The organism is Deinococcus pimensis DSM 21231 (assembly GCF_000519345.1).
Classification (GTDB): domain Bacteria; phylum Deinococcota; class Deinococci; order Deinococcales; family Deinococcaceae; genus Deinococcus_A; species Deinococcus_A pimensis.
Genome location: NZ_KI912671.1, coordinates 294,589 through 317,849 on the forward strand (window position 1 = coordinate 294,589; position 23,261 = coordinate 317,849).

Below are 23,261 nucleotides of genomic sequence, written 5' to 3' on the forward strand. Positions count from 1 at the left end.
CCGGAAAGTGCCACAGGACCCGATGATGCCTTGGGCCCCGCTTGGAGGAACGTTGGGTGTGAGTGTGGATGACTCGCTTGGCCAGCACGGCGCTCCCCGTCTGCGCTTGCTTGTTCTTCACGGACTCACCGTAGCGCGCAAGGTTTTGACGAGCGTCCTCCTCTTGACCGAGAGCGGCTACGGTCGAAAGGACGATGCGCAGACAGCCTTGGGGAGGGTACCCTGCCAAGAGGCGTCCAGAGGGCCGGTGAGTACGCCGCTGGCCTTTGATGTGGTCTCGCGGGCATAGGAGTGGGTGTGCATGGATGCCACGCGCCGACTTGTGATGCACTGTGTTCAGCAATGTCAGGTTAGGTTCTAGAGATGCAAGCGGGAGTATCCGAAAAGTGAACAAGCCACCCTAGCTCCACACGTTTCCGCCTTTTGCCTCACGTCAAGCTGCGATGTACTCCAGCTCAACAAGCTGTTGCCGTCTGCATCAGAGGGGCAGTTTCGTCGTGCGTTTGATGGGCTGCATTGACACCTCCGTTCTGATCTGCTGGACGCTCTCGATCCGCCCGAGGTGCTCCATCGGGAAGCGGCGGTAATCATCGAGGTCCCGCGTCACGATCCACAGCAGGAAGTCGCAGTCCCCTGTCATCAGGTGGCACTCCTCGCCCCGCGGCAACGCCAGGATCGCCGCGGTGAAGCGGTCCACGGTGTCCTGGTCCTGCCCGCGCAACCACACCCATGCGAACACCGTGAGGCCCAGCTTGAGCTTCGCCGGGTCGAGCAGCGTAACGTAGCGCTCTATCACCCCTGCCTCGTCCAGCATCTTGACGCGCCGTAGCCGTAGGCAAGGCGCCGGCGACAGGCCGACCTCGCGGGCGAGGTCGACGTTGTTGAGGCGTCCGTTCGCCTGAAGGGTCTTGAAAATCCAGTGATCCTTCCGAATCCAGCTCCAATGGCATCTCCCCCTTCAAAGATCGGATCTAGCAGCAGAACATGCCAAGAAAAGCCCCAACCATCCGCAACAGCACGACCAGATTCTGCCTCCCCGGCGTGGAGTGCCAGCCTTCATGACGAAGAGCCCCCCATGTCACCCGCATGCCGCTCCAGCCGCGTCAAGCGAAGTCTGGCGCGGTCTGAAGGACGCTCTGCCCATCATGGCCGGCTTCATCCCCTTCGCCCTTGTTCTCGGCGCTCAGGCTACGCAGAAGGGCCTGAGCGCCGTCGAGGTGCCTCTCATGACGGGTCTCAACTTTGGCGGCGGCTCCGAGTTCTCCGCCGTGGACCTCTGGACCTCCCCGCCGCACGTGTTGCTGATCGTCGCCGTGACCTTCCTGATCAACAGCCGCCACCTCCTGATGGGCGCCGCCCTCACCCCGTACCTCCAGCACCTCACCAAACGCAAGGTCTTCGCTGCGCTGTTCTTGATGTGCGACGAGAGCTGGGCCCTCGGGCTCGCCGACGCCCGTAAGCGGAAGCAGGCCCCCCAGCTGAGCCTGCCGTACTACTTCAGCGTCGCCTTCGGGCTGTATCTCACCTGGGTGGTGTTCACCGCTCTCGGGGCCATGCTGGGTCCGAAGCTCGGCGACATCGAAGCGTACGGGTTCGGCATAGCTTTCCCCGCGGTGTTCCTCGTGCTGCTGCGAGGCATGTGGCCCGGGTGGCGCGCCGCGCGGCCCTGGCTCGTGAGCCTGCTCGTCGCAGCCCTCACCTTCCTGCTCGTGCCGGGCGCGTGGTACGTCGCGGCAGGTGCCCTGTCCGGCCTGGTCGCCGCGTACATTCTCTCGGAGAACGCCTGATGGACGCCCACACCCTGAATGTGCTTAATGTTTTGACGATCGTGCTGATGGCCCTCGTGACGTACCTGACGCGAGTGCTGGGGTTCGTCAGCCTGCGGGGCCGCACCCTCAGCCCAAGAATGATGACGGTGCTGCAGGCCGCACCTGGCTGCGTGCTGATCTCGGTCATCGCGCCTGACTTCGTCTCAAACCGTCCCGCTGACCTGCTCGCCCTCGCTGTCACCCTGCTCGCCGCGTCCCGCCTGCCGCTCCTGCCGACGGTCATCCTCGGCGTGCTGACGTCCGGCGTCCTACGTCACGTGATGCCCTGAAGCACCACCCCATCATGAACGGGCCTTCGTCCTTTCCGCCCGTCAGCTTCCTCGGCCTCCGCGTGATGTATCAGCCCATGGCCCTCGACAGCCTGCCCGCCGCGCACCCCCACCGCCGAGGACCTCACAGACATGGCAGGCGGAACTCGACGAACGCATCGCCACCCTCACGTGACTGCGCGACGACCTCGCGGGCTGCATCGGATGCGGTTGCCTGTCCCTCGCGTCTTGCCAGCTGTACAACCGGGACGACCACCAGGGCCGTACGCGCCCCGGCACGAACAAGTTGCTGCCTCCCTCACGTTGGACCGCCCCAGCGCCACGCGACGGCGGGATGCTCGCGTGGCGCTGGGGTGGCCGTTGCTGCGGAGAGAAACGCGAAGACGTGCACGTCACGCGTCACGTCGGTTGTCCGTGACGCTGCCTTCTCTGCCCGCTAGGACTGGCCCTTTCGGGCCCTCATGGGGAGCCCACGCGGACAAGCCAAGTGATCGGATCAGTGCCCAGCGCCCAATGCGTCGTCGGGGCTTGTGGCGCGGCGAGGGTCCACTTCGCGTTGTACAGCCGACGCGGCTGCATGAGCTGATACTCGCGACATCATCCTCAAAGAATCCACTGTCTCTGGGCACGTCTTGGTCGTTGTTTTTGTCAGGCCGGGTCTACCTCAAATAGACATTGAAAGCGGCAGGCACGCCGGGACACCGTGATATTGAGCGCAGGTGGACGCCCCCGTCAGTTCAAGGTTCATTTATACTCAAGGTATGACCCCCTCGTGGCATCACGCCTGGGACAGCACACCGGCAAACGAAATTGCCTACGCGCTGCGGCCCTGGTGGTGCGCGCGACTGGGACGACCACTGATTGAACGGCACTGAGTGACATCCACGGGTCATCGCACCCGTGCACCATGCGTCGCCGCTCATCGCGCGCCGAGAAGATCGGCCCGCGCCGTCCCAGGAGTGTTCCCATGACCACCACCGAACCGGTCCGTCCGTTCAGGGCTGACCTGCCCGTCCCTGCCGACCTGCTCGCCCTCGACGCCCACGACCCGCTCCGCGCCAAACGCGCCGAGTTCATGTTGCCGCCAGGGGTGATCTACCTTGATGGCAACAGTCTGGGCGCTTTGCCCCGCGCCGTTCCCGACCGTGTGTCGCGGGTCGTGACGTACGAGTGGGGTGAGCAGCTGATCCGCTCGTGGACGGCTAACGCGCACACCGAGCAGGACTGGATGGGCCTGCCCGACCGGGTGGCCGCCAAGATCGCCCGCCTGATCGGGGCGTCGCCCCACGAAGTCGCGGTGGGCGACAGCACCAGCGTCAACACCTTCAAGGCGCTCACCGCGGCCCTGAGCCTCACCGACCGGCGCGTGATCCTCACGGACGCCGACAACTTCCCCACCGACCTGTACATGGCGCAGGGGCTCGGCGCCCTGCTGCCTGACGTCGAGCTGCGCCGCGTGCCGGCCGAGGAGATCACGGCCCACCTGACGCCGGACGTCGGGGTGCTGCTGCTCACCGAGGTGGACTACCGCACCGGGCGGCGTCTGGACCTGGCGACCCTGACCGCGCAGGCATGCCACGCGGGCATCCTGACGGTCTGGGACCTCGCGCACTCGGCCGGGGCCTTCCCGGTGAACCTGAACGGGTGTGGCGCCGACTTCGCGGTGGGCTGCGGTTACAAGTTCCTCAACGGCGGCCCGGGCGCGCCCGGCTTCCTCTTTGCCGCCGAACGGCACCACGAGGCCGCCACGATCGGGCTGAGCGGCTGGATGGGTCACGCTCAACCCTTCGAGATGGCGCGCGCGTACGTCCCCGCGTCGGGCGCGCGACGCTTCGTGGTGGGCACCCCCCAGGTGCTGGGCCTGAGCGCGCTCGACGCGGCCCTGGACGTGTTCGCGGACGTGGACATGACGCAGCTGCGCGCCAAGTCGCTCTCGCTGAGCGCCACCTTCATGCGGCTGATGGAACCGATCATGACGCGCTTTCCGCTCACGCTCGTCACGCCGACCACCGAGAGCGAGCGGGGCTCGCAGGTCAGCTACCGTCACCCCGAGGCGCGTGACGTGATGGCCGACCTGATCACGGCGGGTGTCATCGGTGACTTCCGAACGCCGGACATTCTGCGGTTCGGGTTGACGCCGCTGTACCACACGCACGCCGACGTGTGGAGGGCTGTGCGGGGCATCGAGGCGGTCCTGGAGAACCGCGCGTGAGCCGCCTTGACGCGGACAGCCCCGAGCGGGCGTACGGTGACTTCAGCCGCCGCCTGAGTTACGGGGATTACCTGCACCTCGACCTGTTGCGCGCCGCGCACCAGCCGGTCACGGACGCGCACGACGAGCACCTCTTCATTGCCGTGCATCACGTGTCGGAGGTGTGGCTGGGGCTGATCGTGCGTGAATTGCAGGCCGCGATGACCCTGCTCGACGCGGGGAAGACCGACACTCCCCTCAAGGTGCTCGCGCGGGTGGTGCGTACGCAGGAGCAACTCACGAACGCGTGGGAAGTCCTCAAGACCATGACGCCGGCCGACTACCTTCAGTTCCGGGACGCCTTCGGGCAGGCGTCAGGGTTCCAGTCGGCGGGGTACCGCATGGTCGAGGTGCTGCTGGGCAACCGCAACCCGGCGTTGCTGCGCCCGCACGCGCACCGCCCGGACCTGCACGATCCGCTGCTGGCCGCGCTGCACGCGCCCAGCGTGTACGACCTGACGCTTCGTCTGCTCGCCGCGCGGGGATTGCCGGTGCCGCAGGACGTGCTGACGCGTGACGTCACGACGCCCCCGCAGTTCCATCAGGGCGTGCTGGACGCCTGGCTCACCGTGTACCGCGAGCCGGACACCTTCTGGGACCTGTACGAGCTGGCGGAGAAGCTGCTGGACGTCGAGGACAACTTCCGGCGCTGGCGCTTCAATCACCTCACGACGGTCGAACGGACCATCGGCTTCAAGACCGGGTCGGGTGGAACGAGTGGGGCGGGGTACCTGCGTCGGGCGCTCGAGGTCGTGCTGTTTCCCGAGCTGTGGGCGGTGCGGACGCACCTGTAGGTCCTGGTGTCTGCCGCGCGAAGGCAGGTATTGACGAACGCCCGGGCATGCCTCCACCGGCGGACGTACGTTGGACGTGAGGAGGTCGGCACAACCGATCTCCTCGCGTCCAACGCGCGCATCGACCTCGGAACGGCAAGCACCACCCGTGGAGGGCACGGCCGGCCGACCTGCGGCTCGATCTCCGAGGGCGCCGCGTCCCCTGTCCATGCCTGCTTGTTCGGCGGCTCGCTGACGAAAGCGTCTCGCACGCGCGTGTCGCGGAGGTTCGCGCCAGGCGTGGCCTTGACGCTCGAGTTGAGCCTCACGGGTTGTGCTCGAAGTTGTCCGCCCAGTCCACAAGCCGCAGCGTGCAGGGTGGCGCGCTCTCCCGCGCGGTGCCCTCCAGAGTCACGAGGACGGTGAGGCCGCCGTTTGGACGCGCCTGGTGAGACTGCCTGAAGACGCCCCACCGCGTCCTGATGCACCCGCACGATCAGTTGGGCGGGCTTCCCCTGCAGCTCTGTCCGGGGTCGTGCCTGCTCAGCCCTCTCCCGGCACGATCCGGGTGTACGCGTCCGGGTCGGTCGCGCCCTCGGTGGAGATCACCAGGACCGTGCTGTCCTCCGTGACGCCCAGTCTCGCGCGGGCTTCCTCGGCGAACGTCCCGGCGAGCAGTTCGAGGAGCCCGCCCGCACCGGCCGCGCCGCTCTCGCCGGACGTGACGCCGTCCTTGGCGAGCAGCCGCATGACTTCCTGCGCGCGCGCGTCTGGGATCGCGACGGACGCGCTCAGCCCCGTTCTCAGGAGCGGCCAGGCCAGGGGGGAGGTGTTTCCGCAGTTGAGGCCCGCCATGATCGAACGGTGTGGTCCGGGCGCTTCGGTGAGCGTCCCGGCTTCCAGGGAGCGCAGCACGCAGTCCGCGCCCGTGGGTTCCACCCCGACGACGTGCGTGTCGCTTCCGGGCGCGCGGTAGTGCTGCACGACCGCCATCGCGAGGGATCCGACGCCCATCTGCGCGGCGACCACGTCCGGGGCCCGCCCTCCTTGCAGGGCGAGTTGCGCGTCGATCTCCCGGAAGATGGTGGAGTAGCCCTCGACGACCCAGCCGGGCACGCGGGTGTAGCCGTCCCAGGCGGTGTCGCTGATGACGAGGTGCCGTTCGTCCGCGAGACGCGCGGCGGCCTCGACCGTGTCGTCGTAGGTGCCGCGCACGACGGTCACGCGGGCACCTTCGGATGCGATGGCGTCGATGCGGGCCCGGACCATGTCCTGGGGGACGAGGATCCGCGCGTTCAGGCCGAGGAGGCGGGCGACGCGGGCGACGGCGCGGCCGTGGTTGCCGTCCGTCGCGGCCACCAGGGTCAGGGGCGTGTGGGCCTGAAGTTGCGTGGCGAACTCGTCCAGCTGCGTCCACCCCTCGGGGTTTCCGTACCGCGTTTCCAGTTCGCGGTACACCGCCCACGCGGCGCCGAGGATCTTGTAGGCGGGCAGGCCGAGTCGGCTGGATTCGTCCTTCACCCAGACGTCGCGGACGCCAAGCGCGGCGGCGAGGTGGGGCGCGTGGACGAGCCGGGTGGGGGCGTACCCGGGCAGACCTTCATGGAAGGCGAGGATGCGGTCGTCGAGGGTGGTGGTGAGCATATCGGGCGGTGAGGGGTTGAAGTAGACACGGGGCAGGTCGGTCGTCGTGGTCATGGGGTTCCTCTCAGGCGCAGAAGTCGTGGAGGGTGGCGGTGAGGATGCGGCGGCACTGCTCGACGGAGGCGAGGTCGACCCATTCCTCGGTGGCGTGGGCGCCCGCGCCGCAGGGGCCGAACACGACGGTGGGAATCTCGGCGGCGGCGAGGAAGGCGGAGTCCATCCAGAAGGGCAGGCCGGTCACGCGCGGGGCCATGCCAAGTTCGTCCGCTGCGGCCTGCCGGAGGCTGCGAGCGATCGGCTCGTCCGCTGAGACGCCGAAGGCGTCGCGGGTCAGCGTCAGGCGGTGCTCGGCGCGGAAGTCCGCGTCGTGGCGGAGGCCGTCGAGGAGGGCGTCGATCTCGCGGGTGACCGTTTCGGGCGTCTCGCCGGGGAGGGTGCGGCGCTCGACCATGAGGGTGCAGCGCTCGGGGTAGCTGGAGAGTTCCTGCCCGCCGCTGATGAGGGAGGCGTGCACGCTGCCGTGCCCGAGCAGCGGGTGGGGTTCGCGGGCAGCGAGGTCGCGTGAGAGCGTTTCGAGCTGCCCGAGGACGCGGCCCATGTGAGTCACGGCGTCCACGCCGAGGTCGGGGCGGGAGCCGTGGGCGGCGCGCCCGAACGTGGTGATCTCGTGCCAGGTGAAGCCCTTGTGCGCGACGCAGACGTCGAGTTCGGTGGGTTCCGCGACGATGGCGGCGTCGGCGGTGAGGCGCCTCAGGACGGCCTGAATGCCGAGGCTGGCGTGTTCCTCGTCGGCGACGGCGGTGAGGATGACGTCGCCGCGCAGGTTCGCGTTCTTCGTGTCGAGAAGGGCGAGCAGGCAGGCGGCGAGGCCGCCCTTCATATCGTAGGTGCCGCGGCCGTACATGCGTCCGTCCCGTACGACGGGGGTGAAGGGTTCCTCCATGCCTTCTGTGCCGACGATGTCGAGGTGGGCGCAAAGGATCAGGGAGCGGCCGCCGCCACTGCCCTTGACAGTGGCGATGAGGCTGGGCCGTCCGGGGGTGTCCTCGACGAGTTCAGCGTGGACGCCTCGCTCGGCGAGCCAGTTCATGAGGAAATGTGCGAGGGCGGTCTCGCCCGCGCCGCCCGGGACGAGGGCGGGGTTGGTGGAGTCGACGCGGACGAGCGCGGCGAGCAGGTCGGAAGACGACTCGGACATAGTGATATACTACATATCAAACGTGACCGAGTACCATCGAGGTCGAGGATGCCGATCCCACCCACCACGCCCAAACGCACCCGCTCCCTCGCCCGCGAAGACGTCTACCTCCAGCTCAGCACCTGGATCATCAACGGCACCCTCGCCCCCGAGGAACCCCTGCGCGACCAGGACATCGCCGAACAGCTCGGCGTCAGCCGCACCCCCGTCCGCGAAGCGCTCCGCCGCCTGGAGGACGAGGGCCTCGTGGAGACCGCCCTCAACCGCTGGACCCGCGTCGCCCCCCTGCGCGCCGAACAGGCCACCGAGCTCTACCCCATCGTGGAAGCCCTGGAGATCCTCGCGCTCACCCTCGCCGCGCCCACCCTCACCGAACGCGACCTCCAGCACCTGCGCGCACACCACGACGCCCTGCGCGACGCCCTCCACGCCGACGATGCCCACGCGGCCGTCGAGGCGGACACCGCCTTTCACGACGTGTGGATCGAGCGTTGCGGCAACTACGAACTCCAGCGGACCCTCCGCGCCCTCAAACGCAAGCTCCGCCGCATTGAACTCAAGTACTTCGACACGACCTCCTCCGGCGAGGCGTCCCTTGAGGAACACGAGGCGCTCCTCGACACCCTGAACGCAGGCGACACGGCCGCCGCCACTCGGGCCCTCCGGGCCAACTGGCAGGGCAGCCTCACCCGCCTCCAGCGCACCCCGACGTCCTGAAGGCTTCGCCCTCCGGGCTGAGTCGCAGCATGCTGAGCGCACCGAACGACCAGGAACCTCAACGAATCGCCTCTCGTCAACCCGATTGGCAGGACGACCCGCGCTACCGGCTTGGCAGGACGACGAGGGCGCGCCCCACCTCTCCGCGCGATGAACGCACACGACAACGCCCTGGAGAGGACGATCACCGCTGGAGCCCGAACGCCTCCTGACAAGGCGATCGACCCCAAGGACCTTGTCTGCCGATCGTTCGGCGTTAGATGCAGCCCGGAAGCCCCGTCCCGCCCGAATGCGGTGGACGCACGGTCACGGTCGTCAGGGCCTCCACGTTGATCCATCATCTTCACGACCCCCTGCCCTCTGACGACCGGCGCTCGACTACAAACGCTGACCCCGCTTGAGTCGCGTGATCACGCAGTTGGAGCGTCACCACGACCAGCCCCTCCTCAACACCCGTCACAAGGAGGGGACGGCTGTCAGGGCTCCAGACGCCACTGCGTCCATATGACACCCAGTCGTGCGACCGTCCCGCCAGGTTCGCCAGGACCGTGTACATGCTGTGGTCCATCGCTCGGGCCCCGAGGTGCAGGTCCAGCCGACGTTCCTGCCCCTGCGTGTACAACGCCGACACCGCGTGCTTCGGAACCGCCACGTCGTAGCACACCGCCAACGCCACCCGCCAGCCCTCCACGTCAAGCAGCGTTGGCACCTCGGACCCCGCTGCGAAGGACCCGCGCTCCACTCCATGCAGATACGCCTTGAACGCCACGCGGACATTTCCATCCGCTTGACACGCCACGGACGTGATACGGGGCGTCCCGTCCGCCGCTTGGAAAGCGGCGCCGACCACCGCCGTGACACCCATTCGGCGGCAGGCCTTCCGAAGATCACTGAGACGGATGTCGTCCTCGGTCACGACCCAGAGGTCATTCCGGGACCAGAGGTGTCGGTCGTAACCGATCCATGAGAACTCTGGCTAGAGGAGCAGCCGGGCGCCCTGACGGGCGGCTTCGTGGACCAGCGTGACCGCCCGGTCGAGGTTGGCGCTCATGTCACCGGGAGACGGAGCGACCTGCGCCACCGCGACAGTCAGGGAACCCGGCGGGGTCACGGTCGACCTCCACAGCATGCGGGCGTGCGCGTCCGGGTCACATTTCGCGGTCCACCGCGACGTGAGCCGCTCAAACCGTGCCGCGCGGCGGACCGGACAGGTCGCGCGGCCTTGGACGCACGATTGTGGCGGACGGTGGACTTGCTTGCGCTCATAGTGGTCCCTCCCATTCGCGGTGAATTTTTAGTCGAGGCTGGAGCTGTCCCGCCCAGCACGTTCTCGATCGTGACCCCTTATGAACATCCGCTCACACGGCATGCCGTACACCTTCGCTCCGTCGACCACCGGCGCGGGCTCCACGAGGTCGCGGAACTGTACACCCGGCGTGCCCAGCAGCAACCACCCGTGGACGGACGGCACTACGGTCCGTCCTGTCATCAATCTCCCTCCCAACCGTCGCGCGGAGCTGCCGAGACACGCTGACTCACGACCGTGCGCCAAAGGAGACACGCTGTCCAGAGCTGCGCGAAGGACGCTCGGCGGTGACCGCGCCGCGAGCGCTTGGACCAACGCCACGGCCCGACAGAGGGCCAGCCCGGGGTGTCATGTCACGCACCCGCTGCTCTCGACCTGCGCGGCGCTTCTCAGCTGCGGTTGCTCGTCCTTCACGGCCTCAACGTAACGCGCACAGTCCGGTCGGACGTCCTCCAACGGACCGACCCTGGGCACGCCCGAAAGGACAATGCGCTCACGCCCAGGTGAGGACTACTCTACGGGCAATGGTTAAGACCGCACGCCGGTGAGCTGACCTCAAGCGTCACTTCACCGTCCGTCATTCCTTCCAGGGTAGAGCAGGACACCCGGGGAGCAAGTCGAGCATGCGCGGCCCTGTCCGTCCATCACACCAGACACGCTCGGCGGCCAGCATTTTCGCGTAGGCACCGTCACGACGAACCACGGCCTTCTCGTTGCGTCCCCTGAAAGGAAGCGTGAACTGCCTTCATGACCACGATCACCTCCAGCCTTGACGTCCAGTTACGTTCGGTCAGCCCCCGCGACGCCGCGGCGCTCGCGCGCCTTTATAACCACGGCGTCGCCTCACGCCTGTTCACATACGTCACCGAGGAGACCACCCCGGAGCGTCAATTCGAAGTGATCGACGAGGCCAAGCTCCGGTACCCGTTCCTCGTCGCGGTCACGGACGGTCAGGTGGCGGGGTACGCGAGGCTGTCACCGTATGGCGGCACGCGTCCCTGGCACCGGGGGCTCGGGGAGGTCAGCATCGTCGTCGCTCCTGAGTTCCGCGGTCAAGGCGTTGGGGCCCGGCTCGTCTCCGGAATTGTCGACGCGGCCCGTGACGCGGGCTTCTGGAAGGTTGTGTCGTTGATCTTCGAGCCGAACATGCCCAGCCTGTCATTGTTCCGCCGCGCGGGCTTTCGTGACGTCGGCGTGTACGAACGTCACGGGAACCTGCACGGGACCTGGGTGAACGTCGTAATCCTCGAGCGGCTCATCCTCGAGAACCAGGATTGAGCCGCCATGGCCCTCACGAGGACGAGGTCACGGCGAGGTGGGGACGGTGATGCGTACGGCGGTGCCCTGCCCGGGCGCGCTGGTCACGCTCAGCGTTCCCCCGACGGCGCTGACCCGCTCACGCATCGACTGCTGCCCGAGATGCCCCGGGTAGGCCGCAGTCGCGTCGAACCCTACGCCGTCGTCGCAGACCTCCAGCACCAACTGATCGTCCTCCTTCACGAGCCGCATGAAGACCCGGCTGGCCTGTGCATGCTTGACGACGTTGTGCAGCGCTTCCTGCGCGACGCGGTACAGCGCTTCCTTCACCGCGAGCGGCACGTCCGGCTCCTCGGCGAACTCCACTTCCACCTCCACCTCGTGCCGGGTGCGGGTCGCGGCGGCGCGCTTGGTGAGCAGCACCACCAGCCCCTCCTCAAGCAGCGTCTCCGGACGCAGCTCGAAGATCAACGCGCGCATCTCAGTGATGGCGCCTTCTGCCAGGGACAGGATGTACTCGACCGGCACGCTCACGCCGTGCGGGTCGCGCTTGACCGCGATCTGCGCCGCGCGGGCACTCATCGCGATCCCGTACAGCGCCTGACTCACGCTGTCGTGCAGTTCCCTTGCGAGCCGCTGTCGTTCCTCGAGCGCCGCCTTGCCGCGCGCCTCCTCGAGCAGTTGCGCGTTGTCGACCGCGACGGCCGCCTGGTCGGCGATGGCCTTGAGGAAGCGGACGCCTGTCTCGTCCGGGAGGTCTGCGTAGTACGCGTAGATTGTCCCCACCGGCTTGCCACGGGTCACGAGCGGCAGGCAGGCGATCACGTTCCAGGGAGCGCCACGTTCCATCTCGTGCATGGGGGCGTACTCGGAGCGGTCGAGGATGAACTGCCGCGCGTCCTCCATCACGATCGGCTCGAGGGTGCGGTACACCTCGGTGGTGAGCAGCAGCGCGCCCCGCTGCCAGCACTGGACGGCCGCGTCGACGTACCCGTCGGGAAAGCCGTAGGAGGCGCTCCACAACCAAGGCGTCCGGTCCGTCGGGTCGGACACCGTCACGCCGCATGCCAGCACCTCCGTCTGCTCCACGACGCTGCGTGCGATGGAGTCCAAGGTCTCCTGCAGGCTGTGGCCGAACGCGACGCTCGACGCGATCCGCACCAGCGCCTCTACCCGCTGCTCGGCGGAGCTGGACACGCGGTGCGGCATTATGCCAGACCTTCCCGCAGCGCGTACAGTGCCGCCTGCGTCCGTGACTTCACCCCGAGCTTCGCCATGAGGTTCGACACGTGCGCCTTGGCGGTGCGTTCCTCCACCCCAAGCGTCCGGGCGATCTCCTTGTTCGACTGTCCACCCGCGAGGAGCTTGAGCGTCTCGGTCTCGCGTGGCGTCAACGGCTCGCCCAGTTCGTGCGCCGCCGGCGTGCGCACCTCCCGTACGAGGCGCTTCGCGGCCTCCGGGTGGAGGCGCACTTCGCCACGCGCCGTGGCGTGGATCGCCTCGGTAAGCGCCTGCGCGTCGGTGTCCTTGAGCAGGTACCCCATCGCGCCGGCCTGCATGGCGTCGACGACCTTGCGGTCCTCCAGCACGCTGGTCAGCGCGAGCACCTCCACGTCCGGGAAGCGCGTCTTGATCTCACGGGTCGCCGCGATGCCGTCCATGACGGGCATCAGCAGGTCCATGACCACGACATCCGGGTGAAGCTGCTCGACGAGGTCGACGCCTTGCCGTCCGTTCGCGGCCTCACCGACAACCTCGATGTCAGGGTCGTACTGCAGGTACAGCTTCATGCCTTGCCGCACGACGCCGTGATCGTCCACCAGCACCACTCGAACCGGTCGCGTGTCCATGTGACTTCACTCTACCCGCGCGCGCCCGAGGGACTCGCTGTCCACGGGACTGGTGAGGACGAGCAGGTTCCCGTCCGGTCCCCGCACGGTGGCGGTGCAACCCGCGTCGCCCAGCGTGGGTTCCCTGAGCCACGTGACATTCGGGTCACGGCTCAACGCGCGGTAGGTGTCGCGCACGTCGTTGACTTCGACTTCGATGTCCGGGTACTGCAGTAGCAGGTCTGTGTGCAGGGCGAGGCGGGTGCCTGTCGTTTCGAAGGCAAGTTCGATCAACGGCTGGCGGTTGACGGTGATTCCGCGACCAAGCAGCTGGAAGCCCAGCGCCTCGTAATACCGCTGGGCGACCTCGAGGTCCGGAGCGTAGAGCATGATGCGGGTGATTTTGCGTGTCACGAGTCCTCCAGCGTCCCGGCCGACGTTCCGGGTGACACCTTCATTGTGCTCGGGCTTGACGACCGGCCGCATTGTTCCAAAGGCCAACGCCGCCTTTCGGGTGGAGCAGGAAGAGCGACGCGACGTCCCGACCGCTCGACGGGTGCGTGACCGGCGCTCCGTGACCGTCGACCACCCTGTTGAGGTACGTGCCGCAGGAGCGCCAACCTTCGAGGCGGCTCGTCCACATGCGTCGAGCACCCCGCTGCTGCGGGACGCGATCACGACGCGCCGTTCAGGTGTCCGCGCGGAAGTTGCGGCCCAGCTCGGCGCCCGTCCCGAAGTAGTGCCGGAACACGTACAGCAGCGGTTGCCATCGTGTGATGTCCACGTGGTGCGTGCCGGGCTGCACCACCTCCGGGTGCGCGTGTACCCGGTGGACCTCCACCTCCACGATGCGGAACGCATCCGCCTGCGCGTGCGCAGGCGGATGCAGCGCCACGACCTGCCCTTCGAGCTGCAACGGACACTCCAGCACCCGGTCGGGACGCACCTGTTCACTCGCGACCCGGGTGAAGCCGGCCAGCGCGAACTTGTCGTGCTCGTACCGGTAGTTCATGACGCGTTTGGCCTCAGGCACCTCAGCCCGCCCCGTGGTCGGGGCGAGACGCTCCACGGCCGCCCACAGGTCCGCTGAGGGCAAGTTGATCACACACTCGGGGTGTCGCTCCAGGTTCCTCAGCGCCTGTCCTTGCGTGCCGATGCCCAGCACCACTCGCTGCCCCAGCGCCCAAGCGCTGGACAGCACGCTCAGGTTGGTGCTGCCGTCCTCGTTGAGGGTGCTGAGCAGCACGACCGGCGTGCCAAAGTACAGGATGCGGGGCTCGATGACGATCGTCTCGGTAGGGGAAGTCAAGCTCACGCGCGTACCTTACAAGGTGCTGGCGGCGTGACGTTTCAGGTCGAGTCGAAACGTCCGTGACGAGGTTCGGGTAGTGTCAGTGCGTGTCATACCCGGACGTCGCCTCGGTCGCCGCCCTGATGGGAGAGCCCACCAGGGCGGCCATGCTGGTCGCGCTGCTCGACGGGCGCGCCCTCCCGGCAGGGGAACTCGCATTCCACGCCACCGTCTCTCCTCAGACGGCCAGCGCGCACCTGTACCGGCTGCTGGACGGGGGTTTGCTGTGTGTGCAGCGTCAAGGCCGGCACAGGTACTACTGCCTCGCGTCCGAAGCGGTCGCGGACGCCGTCGAGGCCCTCGCGGTCGTTGCGAAGGTCTCGCCGCGCGGTACGTCCGCGCGGGATCCGGTCGGGTTGGAGTTGCGGTTCGCGCGGGCGTGCTACCAGCACCTGGCGGGACGGCTCGGCGTGAGCCTTACGGACGCCCTGCTCGCCCGGGAGGTGCTGGAGCGGGTCGGCGACCAGTTGCAGATCACCGCGTCCGGTCGCGAGTGGCTGCGGGAGTTCGGGGTGCACGTTCCGCAGGACGGTCGGACCGGACGGCCCGTGGCGCGGGCGTGCCTGGACTGGAGCGAGCGGCGCGTCCACCTGGCGGGCCCTTTGGGCGGCGCATTGATGTCCCGGTTGTTCGAGCTGGGCTGGATCGCGCGGATTCCGGGCGGCCGCGTAATCCGGGTGACGTTGGACGGGCGACGCGGGTTCGCTGAGGAGTTCTTGGTGGACGTGTCGCAGCTGGAACGCGCCGGCCTCGAATGCGAGCGAATCCAGCAGACCTGATGGCCGACCGGCATCGCGTGCCGGTCCGTCTCGGTGCTGCGCGGCGCTGACGTCCTGACCTCACCGTCCGGGCGTTCGACGGAGCGCCGCGCACGAGCAGCACGGTCCATGCCGCGCGTCGTCCACCCGCAGGTGACCGGAGCCGCGCGGCGAGTGGAACGGCGCGGTCGGGCCAAGGCCGGGGAACCGACCCCTCTGGGAGTTTCGACTTCTCGCAGACGCCACTCTTCGGCAGGGTCGAGAGCGAAGGACGAGCGAGGCCTCGTCGGCGGCACCCTCGACGGCGCTTCGTGGCCGTCGTGATGGTGACTCCCGCCGAGCGCGTCCTGTCAACGTTCCAAGGGCCAAGGAACTGGCAGGGCGTTGGAACGACGACGTTTGAAGCGGAGGCACGTACCGTGGGGCTGATCGGGCGCCACAGCGACGTTCAGGCTCCGGCGTGCCCGCCCTCCGTACCCGGCCGGAGGGAAGGTCTCAAATCTTCACAGGAGGAACACCAGTGAACGACGACTCCCGACCCGGCAGGTGCGCTCCGCCCGGGGCCACAGCACGGCCCGCGCAGCCTTCGCTCCGAGCCGCGCCTTCCGACCCTCCGCGCGAGGCCAACCCCTGGGAGCTGCAGTCAGGACGATCGCCATCCGTGGACGTACTGATCATCGGCGGTGGACAGGCAGGCCTCGCGCTCGGGTATCACCGGCGCCGCACCGGACTGACGTTCCTGATCCTCGACGCGGACGAACGCGTCGGTGACAGCTGGCGGCGTCGGTACGACTCGTTGGTGCTGTTCACGCCTGCCGAGCGCAACGACCTGTCAGGTCTGCCCTTTCCCGCGCTGCCCGGGCACTACCCAAGCAAGGACGAGGTCGCGTCGTACCTCGAGGGGTACGCGCGGACGTTCGCGCTGCCTGTCCGTCTGAGCACGCATGTCCTGCAGCTGCGACGTGAACCTTCCGGGTTCATGGTCCGCACGAGCCGAGGCGCGTACCGCGCCCGACAGGTGATCGTCGCGACAGGCGGCTTCACTCGGCCTCACGTGCCCAGCTTCGCTGAACGGCTGGCCGCTGACGTCACGCAGGTGCACAGCAGTCAGTACCGGCACCCTGGGTCGCTGCCGTCCGGACGGGTGCTGATGGTTGGCATCGGCAACTCGGGCGCGCAGATCGCCGCGGAACTTGCGGAGACGCATGACGTCACCATGGCGCTTGGCCGACGGCAACCAGTGCTTCCGCAACGGCTGCTGGGACGCGACGTCCTCGACCTCTTGTGGCGCGCCAAGCTCATCAGCGCCCCGACCGAGTCGAAGGTCGGCCGGTGGCTCAGGCTGAGTGACCCGGTCATCGGGACGAATCTCCGCGCGCTCTCGCGTCGCAGGCGGCTGCGGTTGGCAGGACGCGCCGTCGACGCGGACCACCGGACGGTCCTGTTGGCGGGCGGAACCCCCATCAAGGTCGACTCAGTCGTCTGGGCGACGGGACTCAACGCTGACCTCACCTGGCTGCAGGTCCCCGTCTTGGACGCACGCCGCGCGCCGATCCAGCAGCACGGCGTGACGGACACGCCGGGATTGTACTTCCTAAGGCTGCCGTGGCAGCGTACCCGCGGGTCGGCGCTGCTCGGCGACGTCGGACGTGACGCCGCGTGGATCGCGGCGTGGGTGGAAGCGATCGCCTCCACCCACGCGAAGGGCCGAAGCATGGCGTGACCACGCGCCGCAGCCACCCCGCGTCGAGCAACACTCACCCGCGTCCGGCTGCTGCCGTGACCGGCGCCAAAGGGCCCGTGCGAACACGAGCGCGCGGTGGTCGTGCATCCGGTGCGTCCCGCGCTGAAAGCGAGGCCGGCGTCGGCCGTTCGTGCAGGTGTGCGGCCCGGCCGGAATCAACCAAGGGTCTTGTAATGCGCGATCTTCGCACGGATCGCCTCCAGATCGCCGCTCAAGCGCAGGAGCCGCTGCTGTACGGCCTGCTCGTGCGCCTCGAGCAGCGCGCACCGCGCGGCGACGCTCGCGTCCCCCTCACGGGTGAGCGTGACGAAGGCCCGCATCTCCTGGATGGACATCCCGGTGGCGCGGAGCCGCCGCAAGAACGCGACCCTCATGAGGTCCGCTTCGACGTACCGGCGCTGCCCGCCCGCCGCCCGCGCCGGGGAGTCGAGCAACCCGATCCGCTCGTAGTACCGCAGGGTGTGCGGGCTGACGCCACTCCGCTCAGCCGCTTCGTTGATGCTGAAGGTCGTCACCGGCCCACCTTAGCGCTTGACTTCGAGCGCGCTCAAAGTCCTAGCATCCCCGGCGGAGGTACACGTATGTCTGACCAGTTGAAACACGACGAGCACCCTCGCGCTCAGCGCGGCTGGGACACCTTGCGCCAGGTGGACGGGCGCGGCGGGGAAGCGGTGATCGAGAGCCTGCGCGACCTCGCGCCTGACCTGGGCCGCTTCATCGTCGAGTTCGCGTTCGGGGAGGTGATCTCCCGGCCCGGGCTGGACCTTCGGACCCGCGAGCTGGTCACTGTCGCCGCCCTCACCGCCCTGGGCAACGCGCGGCCACAGCTCAAGGTGCACCTGCACGGCGCACTCAACGTGGGCTGCACCCGCGAGGAGGTACTGGAGACCATCATCCAGATGGCGGTGTACGCCGGGATGCCCGCCGCGCTCAACGGCGTGTTCGCCGCGCGCGAAGTGTTCGATGAGCGTGACGAGGACGGAGCGCGCACCGGTCACGACTCGGGTCCGCAGTAGCCGGACGCCTCAGCGTCCGGCTACTGCGGCCCGAGACACCCGCACCGGTGGCGCCGACACGTCGGTACTGCACCTGACGGACGGCGGCGCCTCCACCGAGTGGTGGAGGCGCCGCCGTCACGGCAAACGTACATTCAAGGCAGGCGGTGGCCGGACCCTCGCGGTCTGCCCCGCACCAGGATCCTGGCCGCTCGAATCGTCGCGGACGCCACCCTGCTCCCGCCTTCCCACTTCCTTCCACTTCACCTTCACCGTCACGGCCAGGCCCGGAAGGGCCAGGTCGACAAGGAGCTGCATGAACGTCACCGAGCACCTGCACGTCCTGCCGATCCGTGAGCAGGCCGGACCCATCGAGAACCTGATGCACCTCAGCCTGATCCTCGACGACACCCACGGTCCCGTCCTGATCGACACCGGCATGCCTGGACGCGAGGAGGTCATCCGCGCCCTGCTTGCCGAGGTGAAGGTCGCGCCTCGCGACCTTCACGCCATCCTCCTCACCCATCAGGATCTCGATCACGTCGGGTCGGCGGCTGCGTTGGCGCGTCAAGGAGCCGCGCGCGTCCTCGCGCATCCGCTGGACGCGCCCGTCATCGACGGGCGCGTCCGCGCCCTCAAGCTGCCCCCACCCGCCGTCCTCGCAACCCTCCCTCCTGAGGTGCGCGCCACCTTGGAGCGTGGGGCGGAGCCCGTGCCGGTCAACGGCCTCCTCCACGACGGGGAGCGGCTCGACCTCGCAGGCGGCGTGCGGGTCGTCCACACGCCGGGACACACGCCTGGACACGTGAGCCTGTACTTGGAACGTGACCGCGTGCTGATCGCCGGGGACGCGCTGATGGTACACGACGGGCGGGTGCTTCCCCCACCCGCAGCGACGACCCCAGACCTGCCTCGGGCCTGGCAGTCGATTGCTCGGCTTGCGGAACTCGACGTGGCCGTGCTGGTCGCCTACCACGGCGGCGTCCTCCGTGACGAAGTGAACGCGCAGCTGCGCGCCCTCGCCGCTCAAGTTCCGGCGTGAGCGCCGGGCGCGGCCACCGTGCCGGTCCCGGCGGCCGCGGACGCGCGCCAAGCGCGGGCACCTGCACACCTGATGTCCTGCACCACCCCTGCCAACCTCCGCCGGCTGGCCTCCCGGGTGGGACGCGTCACGCGTGCGTACCTGAGGCTTGCATGCGCGCCGCTGACCGCGAGGTGCGGGTCCGAGGTGCGGCCATCCCATCCTGACGATGCTCCTGAAGGAGGCACGTGCATGACCGACTCCCCTTGCCCTGCGCTTCAAGGTCCAAGCCGACACGCGTTGAGGTACCTGCTGCACGAAGGGGGTGAGTTCACACCGCCCGGCCGCGTGCTGCTCAGCCTCACCTCGGTTCTCGCCCGAATCCGGCTGGACGGCGGGCCGCACAGCGTCGCCGACGTCGTCGCCCACATGTGCTTCTGGCAGGACATCACGCTCCGCGTCGTCGACCGGCGACCACTTTCGGACGTCACGGCTGAAGCGACCAGCTGGGCGGACGGTGGTGAAGCCGACTGGCCTGACGGACGACACCGTGGTCGTCGACCAGCACCACCCGAATTCGACTGGTGTCCATGTCACTCAACTGTAGTCGCCTGGCCCTTTCCTCGGGAGTTGCTCCTCGTACGCACGGCTGGTGAGGACCAGCAGGTTGCCGTCGGGGCCACGGACGGTGGCGGTACAGCGGCCCTCCCGTGTGGACGGTTCACGAAGCCACGTCACCTTGGGGTCGCGGCTCAGCGCGCGGTACGTGTCGTGCACGTCGTTCACTTCGACCTCGATGTCGGGGCACTACAGCAGCGAGTCCGGGTGGAGGGCCAGGCACGTGCCGGGCGTCTCAAAGGCGAGGTCGATCAGCGGCCGTCCATTGGCCGTCACGCCATGCCCGATGGTCTTGAAGCCGAGCGCGTGGGGGTACCGCTCGGCGGTCGTCTGGTCCGACGTGTACAGCATGATGCGGGTGATGTAGCGGGGCGTGCGGCCGCGCATCGTACAAAAGGGCAACGGGTGGCGCGCCCCACGCTCGGCCCGGCGACATGACGCTGCCTTTGGACGTGCTGAGTTGTGAAGGAAGCGCCCTCCTGCCGACGCACAGGTGGCCGCTCGACACAAGGACCCAACACGATAGCGTGCGTACGCTCAAGCGGCGGGTTTGCGACGAGGTCAGCCTGGACCACGCCCCCGCGAGAACACGCCGCGCGCCGAGCCCGTTGACGCTTCCGGGCTCGGCGCGCTCATGACGCCACGTCTTAAAAGGTCGACGCCACGTCCGGCGCGACGGTCTTGTGCAGCCGCAGCAGGTCCTCCGCGTACCCCAGCTTGGCGTACAAGGCGCGCGCACGCGCGTTTGTGGCGAACACGGACAAGGTGAGGTACGGCAGGGACGACTCGTACGCCCAACGTTCAGCCCGGATCATCAAGGCGCGCGCAACGCCGCGGCCGTCCGCCTCGGGAGTGACGGCGAGGTCCGAGACATGCCCGTGCCGCGCCCCTGTGAGTGGGTCGTCGCGCACCTCGAGGAGGATAAAGCCGACGCTGACGCCTGCCTGCTCGGCGACGTAGAACGCGTGCCCAGCAGGCAGGCGATGCAGGGCGCCGTTCAGGGTCCGGTGAAAGCTGACTTGCAGCCGCGCGGGGTCATGACCTGAAGGCAGGCCAAACTCGACGAAGCGAGGAACGAGACGCGTCACGAACGGTTCGTCCTCGGGCGTGGCCGGACGAAACGTCAAGGGCGGGTCGTGCATGTGGATCTCCGTCATGAAAGCGCTCAAGGCGTCGCGAAGGGATCGCGAAGCAGCTCCGCCGGAGCGCTGACCGGGCTGTCGAGGGTCCCCAGGAACGCCTCAATGCGGTCGAGGTCCGCGTCCGTGAGGTGCAGCGGCTGAAGTTCCGAATGCCCCTCAGGTGCGGCGGGCGCCTCGTTGTAGTGCCGCAGCACCTCCTTCAGGGACGCTTTCTGTCCGGCGTGCATGTACGGCGCGGTCCGCGCGACGTTCCGCAGGCTCGGCACCTTGAAGGCGCGTTCCAGCTCGTGCCCGTCCGCCTTAAGGAAGCGCAGCTCGGTGCAGTCGGTGCGTTTCGCGTCGCTGTACTCGCTGAGACAGTTGAACTCGTCGCGCAGCACCTGCGGCGCGCCGGTCGCGCGGCCCACGTCACGCGGCAAGCCTGACGCGGCGGGAATACCGGTGTTGTGGAACTCCTGGTTGGTCAGCAGGGGCCCGTTGTGGCAGTTGGTGCAGTTGGCTTTGCCGATGAACAGCCGCAGTCCGGCCACTTCGTCAGAGTTGAAGAGCGCGCGCATGGTGTCCTTGTCGTTCGCGAGGACGGCCTCGACGTACCGGTCGAACCGCGACGCACCCGGGTTGAGGCGACGTTCGTACGCCGCGATGGCCTTCCCGATGTTCGCGTACACCCGGGTGATCGCGCGTCGCCGTGCCGGGTCGAGCCGCTCCCAGTTGGCCCGTGCGGCCTTGTCCTTGACGGGACCCGCGTGGTCGGGCAGGCCCGTCAGGTCCGGGAGCGGCCCGAAGATCGCCTCGTACTCCCGGCGGTAGTGCCGCGCCACGAGACGCGCGTACATCGTGCGGTCCCCGCCGTGCTCGACAGCGCTCTCGAGCGGTCCGAGCGCCTGCGCCCACTGTGAGTCCTTACGACCGTCCCAGAACAGGTACGGGGAATAGGCAGTCCCGATCACCGTCATGGTCTTACGGTCCGTCCGACCGACCCCCTTGGCGAGGGGCAAGCCATCATTGAAGGCCTTCTGGGGTTGATGACAGGACGCGCAGGCGACCTTGCCGTTCGCGCTGAGCTTCGTGTCAAAAAAGAGCTTGTGCCCGAACTTGACGGCGCGAGCATCGTCCGCGACCCGGTTGCTGGGGTCGGGCGGAAGGGCCGGCAGCCGGTCGATGCTCAGGCTCTGCAGGGTGCGCCGCTGCTCCTGAGTCCAGGAGTGCGCGCGTGACGCACTCCAAAGGCCGGCACCCGCCAGGGCGACGGTGGCAACGAGCCCGAGCGTGATCGTGACCTGTCGTGACATGCGGGACATGCGCGCCTCACTTCTCCAGCATCATGTTGAAGTGCACGGTGTCGGTCTTGCCTTGGGCGGTGACCTTGAAGTCCATCACCCACCAGCCGCCCATCTGGAACTTGAGGCCTTCCACGAGGTAGTCCCCGCGCCCGAGGTACACGTTCGCGACGGGGCGGGTGGGCAGACCGTGTCCGTGCTGTGGCATGTCGCCGTCCACGCTGATCTTCGCGTCCTCGACGAGTTTGCCGTCGGGCGTCTCGAGGTGCAGCGTCCAGCTGTGCATCTTGTTCACCGGGATCGGCATGACGCTCGGGGTGTAGGTGGCCCTGAACAGCCCCGCGTCGGAGGTGCGGGTGGTGGCGTAATCCAGACCGGTGGGCACGTAGCTCATGCGGGCGAGTTTCGCCGCGCCGCCGGTGACGACGACGCCGAGCAGGAGGCTACCGACGATGACGGGAAGTCGGAGACGCTTCGGCTGACGGGGATGGTCGGAAGCGGCGGTGCTGTGCATGACGAACCTTCTTTCTTGCGGTGCGGTGAGCGGAGGCGCCGGACGTCACACCCACGGGTCCCGGAGCTCGCGCGGGGGCACCTCATCGACTTACCTCGAGGGTAGGGACCGGGCTGGCGGGACGCATCGTCCTTTCGGTCAGCAGCGCCTCCTCCGGAAGTTGCACCGTCGAGCCGGCCGAACGAAGGAAACCCGTCCCGAACGTCCTCCAGTTCACCTTGACCCGCGCGGCCCTCGTCGCGACGAGCGGTGCCACTTCCGTCCGTTCCCGTGCATCCGCGTCCATGCCCTTGCCGTCGTCCTGAGCGCCCACGTCACCCGCGCAAGCGAGTGGTCGAGTGGCCCTTGTCCTGACGGACAGGAGCGGCTCCAGCCAACGGTGGAGGCCGACGGGCCGCACAGCTCCTACCTTGAGGTGACGCCGCGAGCACGGGCGACTCAGAAGGTCACGTCCCGCGCACCGCTCACCGCGCCGAAGGAGCATGATGTGTCCAGCCCTGCCTTCCCGACCGCCACCACGATCCTTGTGACGTCAAGTCCACCTGCCCGCACTACCGGAGGACGCGGGGCGCCCCTCGCCTTTGCCGCTCCGCTTGATCACGCGTGGCAGGACACCTTGGCCGTTCTCGCGTCCCTGCCTGCCGCGCCTGCCTTGTGGTCGCGCGGCGAGCACGACTTCAGCCGTAACCTGCTCGCGACACAAGCCGGCACGAAGCACCTCACCTCAGAGGCGTGGAGCCCCGCCCCGTGGGGACGACGTCCCTT

At 68.2% G+C, this 23,261-nt stretch carries 24 protein-coding genes and 2 pseudogenes; 10 read left to right on the forward strand and 16 right to left on the reverse strand.

The window, feature by feature from the left end; translation table 11 throughout:
• Positions 1-478: 478 nt before the first annotated feature.
• On the reverse strand, positions 479-796 hold the full coding sequence (locus tag DEIPI_RS0121120; RefSeq protein ID WP_211238333.1) for an Lrp/AsnC family transcriptional regulator: 318 nt from the start codon (positions 794-796) through the stop codon (positions 479-481).
• Between the two features lie 3 nt (positions 797-799).
• Positions 800-934: pseudogene (locus DEIPI_RS42130) on the reverse strand (winged helix-turn-helix transcriptional regulator); the annotation flags it as partial.
• A gap of 211 nt (positions 935-1,145) precedes the next feature.
• Between DEIPI_RS42130 and DEIPI_RS0121125 the strand changes: the two are divergent.
• The 4 genes from DEIPI_RS0121125 (at position 1,146) to DEIPI_RS0121140 (ending at position 5,143) form a co-directional block, all read left to right on the forward strand.
• Positions 1,146-1,787: an AzlC family ABC transporter permease gene (locus tag DEIPI_RS0121125; RefSeq protein WP_211238334.1), complete on the forward strand. Its 642-nt coding sequence runs from the start codon at positions 1,146-1,148 to the stop codon at positions 1,785-1,787.
• A complete protein-coding gene (locus DEIPI_RS0121130) occupies positions 1,787-2,098 on the forward strand; it encodes an AzlD family protein (protein ID WP_027483086.1) in 312 nt (103 codons plus the stop codon). Before DEIPI_RS0121125 ends, DEIPI_RS0121130 begins: the two co-directional genes overlap by 1 nt.
• A 967-nt stretch (positions 2,099-3,065) precedes the next feature.
• Positions 3,066-4,310: a kynureninase gene (gene kynU / locus DEIPI_RS0121135; RefSeq protein WP_027483087.1), complete on the forward strand. Its 1,245-nt coding sequence runs from the start codon at positions 3,066-3,068 to the stop codon at positions 4,308-4,310.
• A complete protein-coding gene (locus DEIPI_RS0121140) occupies positions 4,307-5,143 on the forward strand; it encodes a tryptophan 2,3-dioxygenase (RefSeq protein WP_027483088.1) in 837 nt (278 codons plus the stop codon). Before kynU ends, DEIPI_RS0121140 begins: the two co-directional genes overlap by 4 nt.
• Positions 5,144-5,665: 522 nt before the next feature.
• Here the strand turns inward: DEIPI_RS0121140 and DEIPI_RS33335 are convergent.
• Entirely contained in the window at positions 5,666-6,820 is a 1,155-nt protein-coding gene (locus tag DEIPI_RS33335) for a diaminopropionate ammonia-lyase (protein ID WP_045234820.1), read from the reverse strand.
• A gap of 10 nt (positions 6,821-6,830) precedes the next feature.
• Positions 6,831-7,964, reverse strand: a complete 1,134-nt coding sequence (locus DEIPI_RS0121150) for an ArgE/DapE family deacylase (protein ID WP_027483089.1) — start codon at positions 7,962-7,964, stop codon at positions 6,831-6,833.
• A 48-nt stretch (positions 7,965-8,012) separates the two neighbouring features.
• Here DEIPI_RS0121150 and DEIPI_RS0121155 point away from each other — a divergent pair, with 48 nt between their 5' ends.
• The gene (locus DEIPI_RS0121155) at positions 8,013-8,681 is read left to right on the forward strand and encodes a GntR family transcriptional regulator (RefSeq protein WP_027483090.1); all 669 of its coding nucleotides are present in this window, start codon (positions 8,013-8,015) and stop codon (positions 8,679-8,681) included.
• A 343-nt stretch (positions 8,682-9,024) separates the two neighbouring features.
• On the opposite strand, the pseudogene DEIPI_RS33340 reads toward DEIPI_RS0121155, so the two are convergent.
• Positions 9,025-9,645 (reverse strand): annotated as a pseudogene (locus tag DEIPI_RS33340) (carbon-nitrogen hydrolase family protein); the annotation flags it as partial.
• 12 nt (positions 9,646-9,657) lie between these two features.
• Positions 9,658-9,792, reverse strand: a complete 135-nt coding sequence (locus tag DEIPI_RS41960; RefSeq protein WP_281173250.1) for a hypothetical protein — start codon at positions 9,790-9,792, stop codon at positions 9,658-9,660.
• A 942-nt stretch (positions 9,793-10,734) separates the two neighbouring features.
• Here DEIPI_RS41960 and DEIPI_RS0121170 point away from each other — a divergent pair.
• Positions 10,735-11,265, forward strand: a complete 531-nt coding sequence (locus DEIPI_RS0121170) for a GNAT family N-acetyltransferase (RefSeq protein WP_027483091.1) — start codon at positions 10,735-10,737, stop codon at positions 11,263-11,265.
• 27 nt (positions 11,266-11,292) lie between these two features.
• Here the strand turns inward: DEIPI_RS0121170 and DEIPI_RS33345 are convergent, their stop codons facing one another.
• From DEIPI_RS33345 to DEIPI_RS0121190, 4 genes are all read right to left on the reverse strand, one after another.
• Complete coding sequence (locus tag DEIPI_RS33345; protein WP_169737177.1) at positions 11,293-12,441, reverse strand: GAF domain-containing sensor histidine kinase; 1,149 nt, start codon at positions 12,439-12,441, stop codon at positions 11,293-11,295.
• 11 nt (positions 12,442-12,452) lie between these two features.
• Positions 12,453-13,094, reverse strand: coding sequence for a response regulator (locus DEIPI_RS0121180; RefSeq protein ID WP_027483092.1), 642 nt, complete (start codon positions 13,092-13,094; stop codon positions 12,453-12,455).
• 6 nt (positions 13,095-13,100) lie between these two features.
• A complete protein-coding gene (locus tag DEIPI_RS35925; RefSeq protein WP_052351896.1) occupies positions 13,101-13,487 on the reverse strand; it encodes a VOC family protein in 387 nt (128 codons plus the stop codon).
• A 274-nt stretch (positions 13,488-13,761) separates the two neighbouring features.
• On the reverse strand, positions 13,762-14,382 hold the full coding sequence (locus DEIPI_RS0121190; RefSeq protein WP_045234910.1) for a flavin reductase family protein: 621 nt from the start codon (positions 14,380-14,382) through the stop codon (positions 13,762-13,764).
• 149 nt (positions 14,383-14,531) lie between these two features.
• On the opposite strand from DEIPI_RS0121190, the gene DEIPI_RS33355 reads away from it, so the two are divergent.
• Complete coding sequence (locus tag DEIPI_RS33355; RefSeq protein ID WP_211238335.1) at positions 14,532-15,203, forward strand: ArsR/SmtB family transcription factor; 672 nt, start codon at positions 14,532-14,534, stop codon at positions 15,201-15,203.
• A gap of 640 nt (positions 15,204-15,843) precedes the next feature.
• Complete coding sequence (locus DEIPI_RS0121200; protein ID WP_045234821.1) at positions 15,844-16,905, forward strand: flavin-containing monooxygenase; 1,062 nt, start codon at positions 15,844-15,846, stop codon at positions 16,903-16,905.
• A 176-nt stretch (positions 16,906-17,081) separates the two neighbouring features.
• On the opposite strand, the gene DEIPI_RS0121205 is transcribed toward DEIPI_RS0121200, so the two are convergent.
• Positions 17,082-17,441, reverse strand: coding sequence for a MerR family transcriptional regulator (locus tag DEIPI_RS0121205; protein ID WP_027483095.1), 360 nt, complete (start codon positions 17,439-17,441; stop codon positions 17,082-17,084).
• A 66-nt stretch (positions 17,442-17,507) separates the two neighbouring features.
• Here DEIPI_RS0121205 and DEIPI_RS0121210 point away from each other — a divergent pair, with 66 nt between their 5' ends.
• Entirely contained in the window at positions 17,508-17,942 is a 435-nt protein-coding gene (locus DEIPI_RS0121210; RefSeq protein WP_045234822.1) for a carboxymuconolactone decarboxylase family protein, read from the forward strand.
• A gap of 295 nt (positions 17,943-18,237) precedes the next feature.
• On the forward strand, positions 18,238-18,963 hold the full coding sequence (locus DEIPI_RS0121215; protein WP_027483097.1) for an MBL fold metallo-hydrolase: 726 nt from the start codon (positions 18,238-18,240) through the stop codon (positions 18,961-18,963).
• Positions 18,964-19,539: 576 nt separating this feature from the next.
• On the opposite strand, the gene DEIPI_RS0121220 is transcribed toward DEIPI_RS0121215, so the two are convergent.
• From DEIPI_RS0121220 to DEIPI_RS33360, 5 genes are all read right to left on the reverse strand, one after another.
• On the reverse strand, positions 19,540-19,728 hold the full coding sequence (locus DEIPI_RS0121220; protein WP_027483098.1) for a hypothetical protein: 189 nt from the start codon (positions 19,726-19,728) through the stop codon (positions 19,540-19,542).
• 21 nt (positions 19,729-19,749) lie between these two features.
• Entirely contained in the window at positions 19,750-19,947 is a 198-nt protein-coding gene (locus DEIPI_RS0121225; RefSeq protein WP_027483099.1) for a hypothetical protein, read from the reverse strand.
• Positions 19,948-20,207: 260 nt separating this feature from the next.
• The gene (locus DEIPI_RS0121230) at positions 20,208-20,717 is read right to left on the reverse strand and encodes a GNAT family N-acetyltransferase (RefSeq protein ID WP_052351897.1); all 510 of its coding nucleotides are present in this window, start codon (positions 20,715-20,717) and stop codon (positions 20,208-20,210) included.
• Positions 20,718-20,725: 8 nt separating this feature from the next.
• On the reverse strand, positions 20,726-22,003 hold the full coding sequence (locus DEIPI_RS0121235) for a cytochrome-c peroxidase (protein ID WP_211238336.1): 1,278 nt from the start codon (positions 22,001-22,003) through the stop codon (positions 20,726-20,728).
• Positions 22,004-22,010: 7 nt separating this feature from the next.
• Positions 22,011-22,496 (reverse strand): FixH family protein, encoded by a 486-nt coding sequence (locus DEIPI_RS33360; RefSeq protein ID WP_045234823.1) that lies wholly within the window; start codon positions 22,494-22,496, stop codon positions 22,011-22,013.
• Between the last annotated feature and the right edge of the window lie 765 nt (positions 22,497-23,261).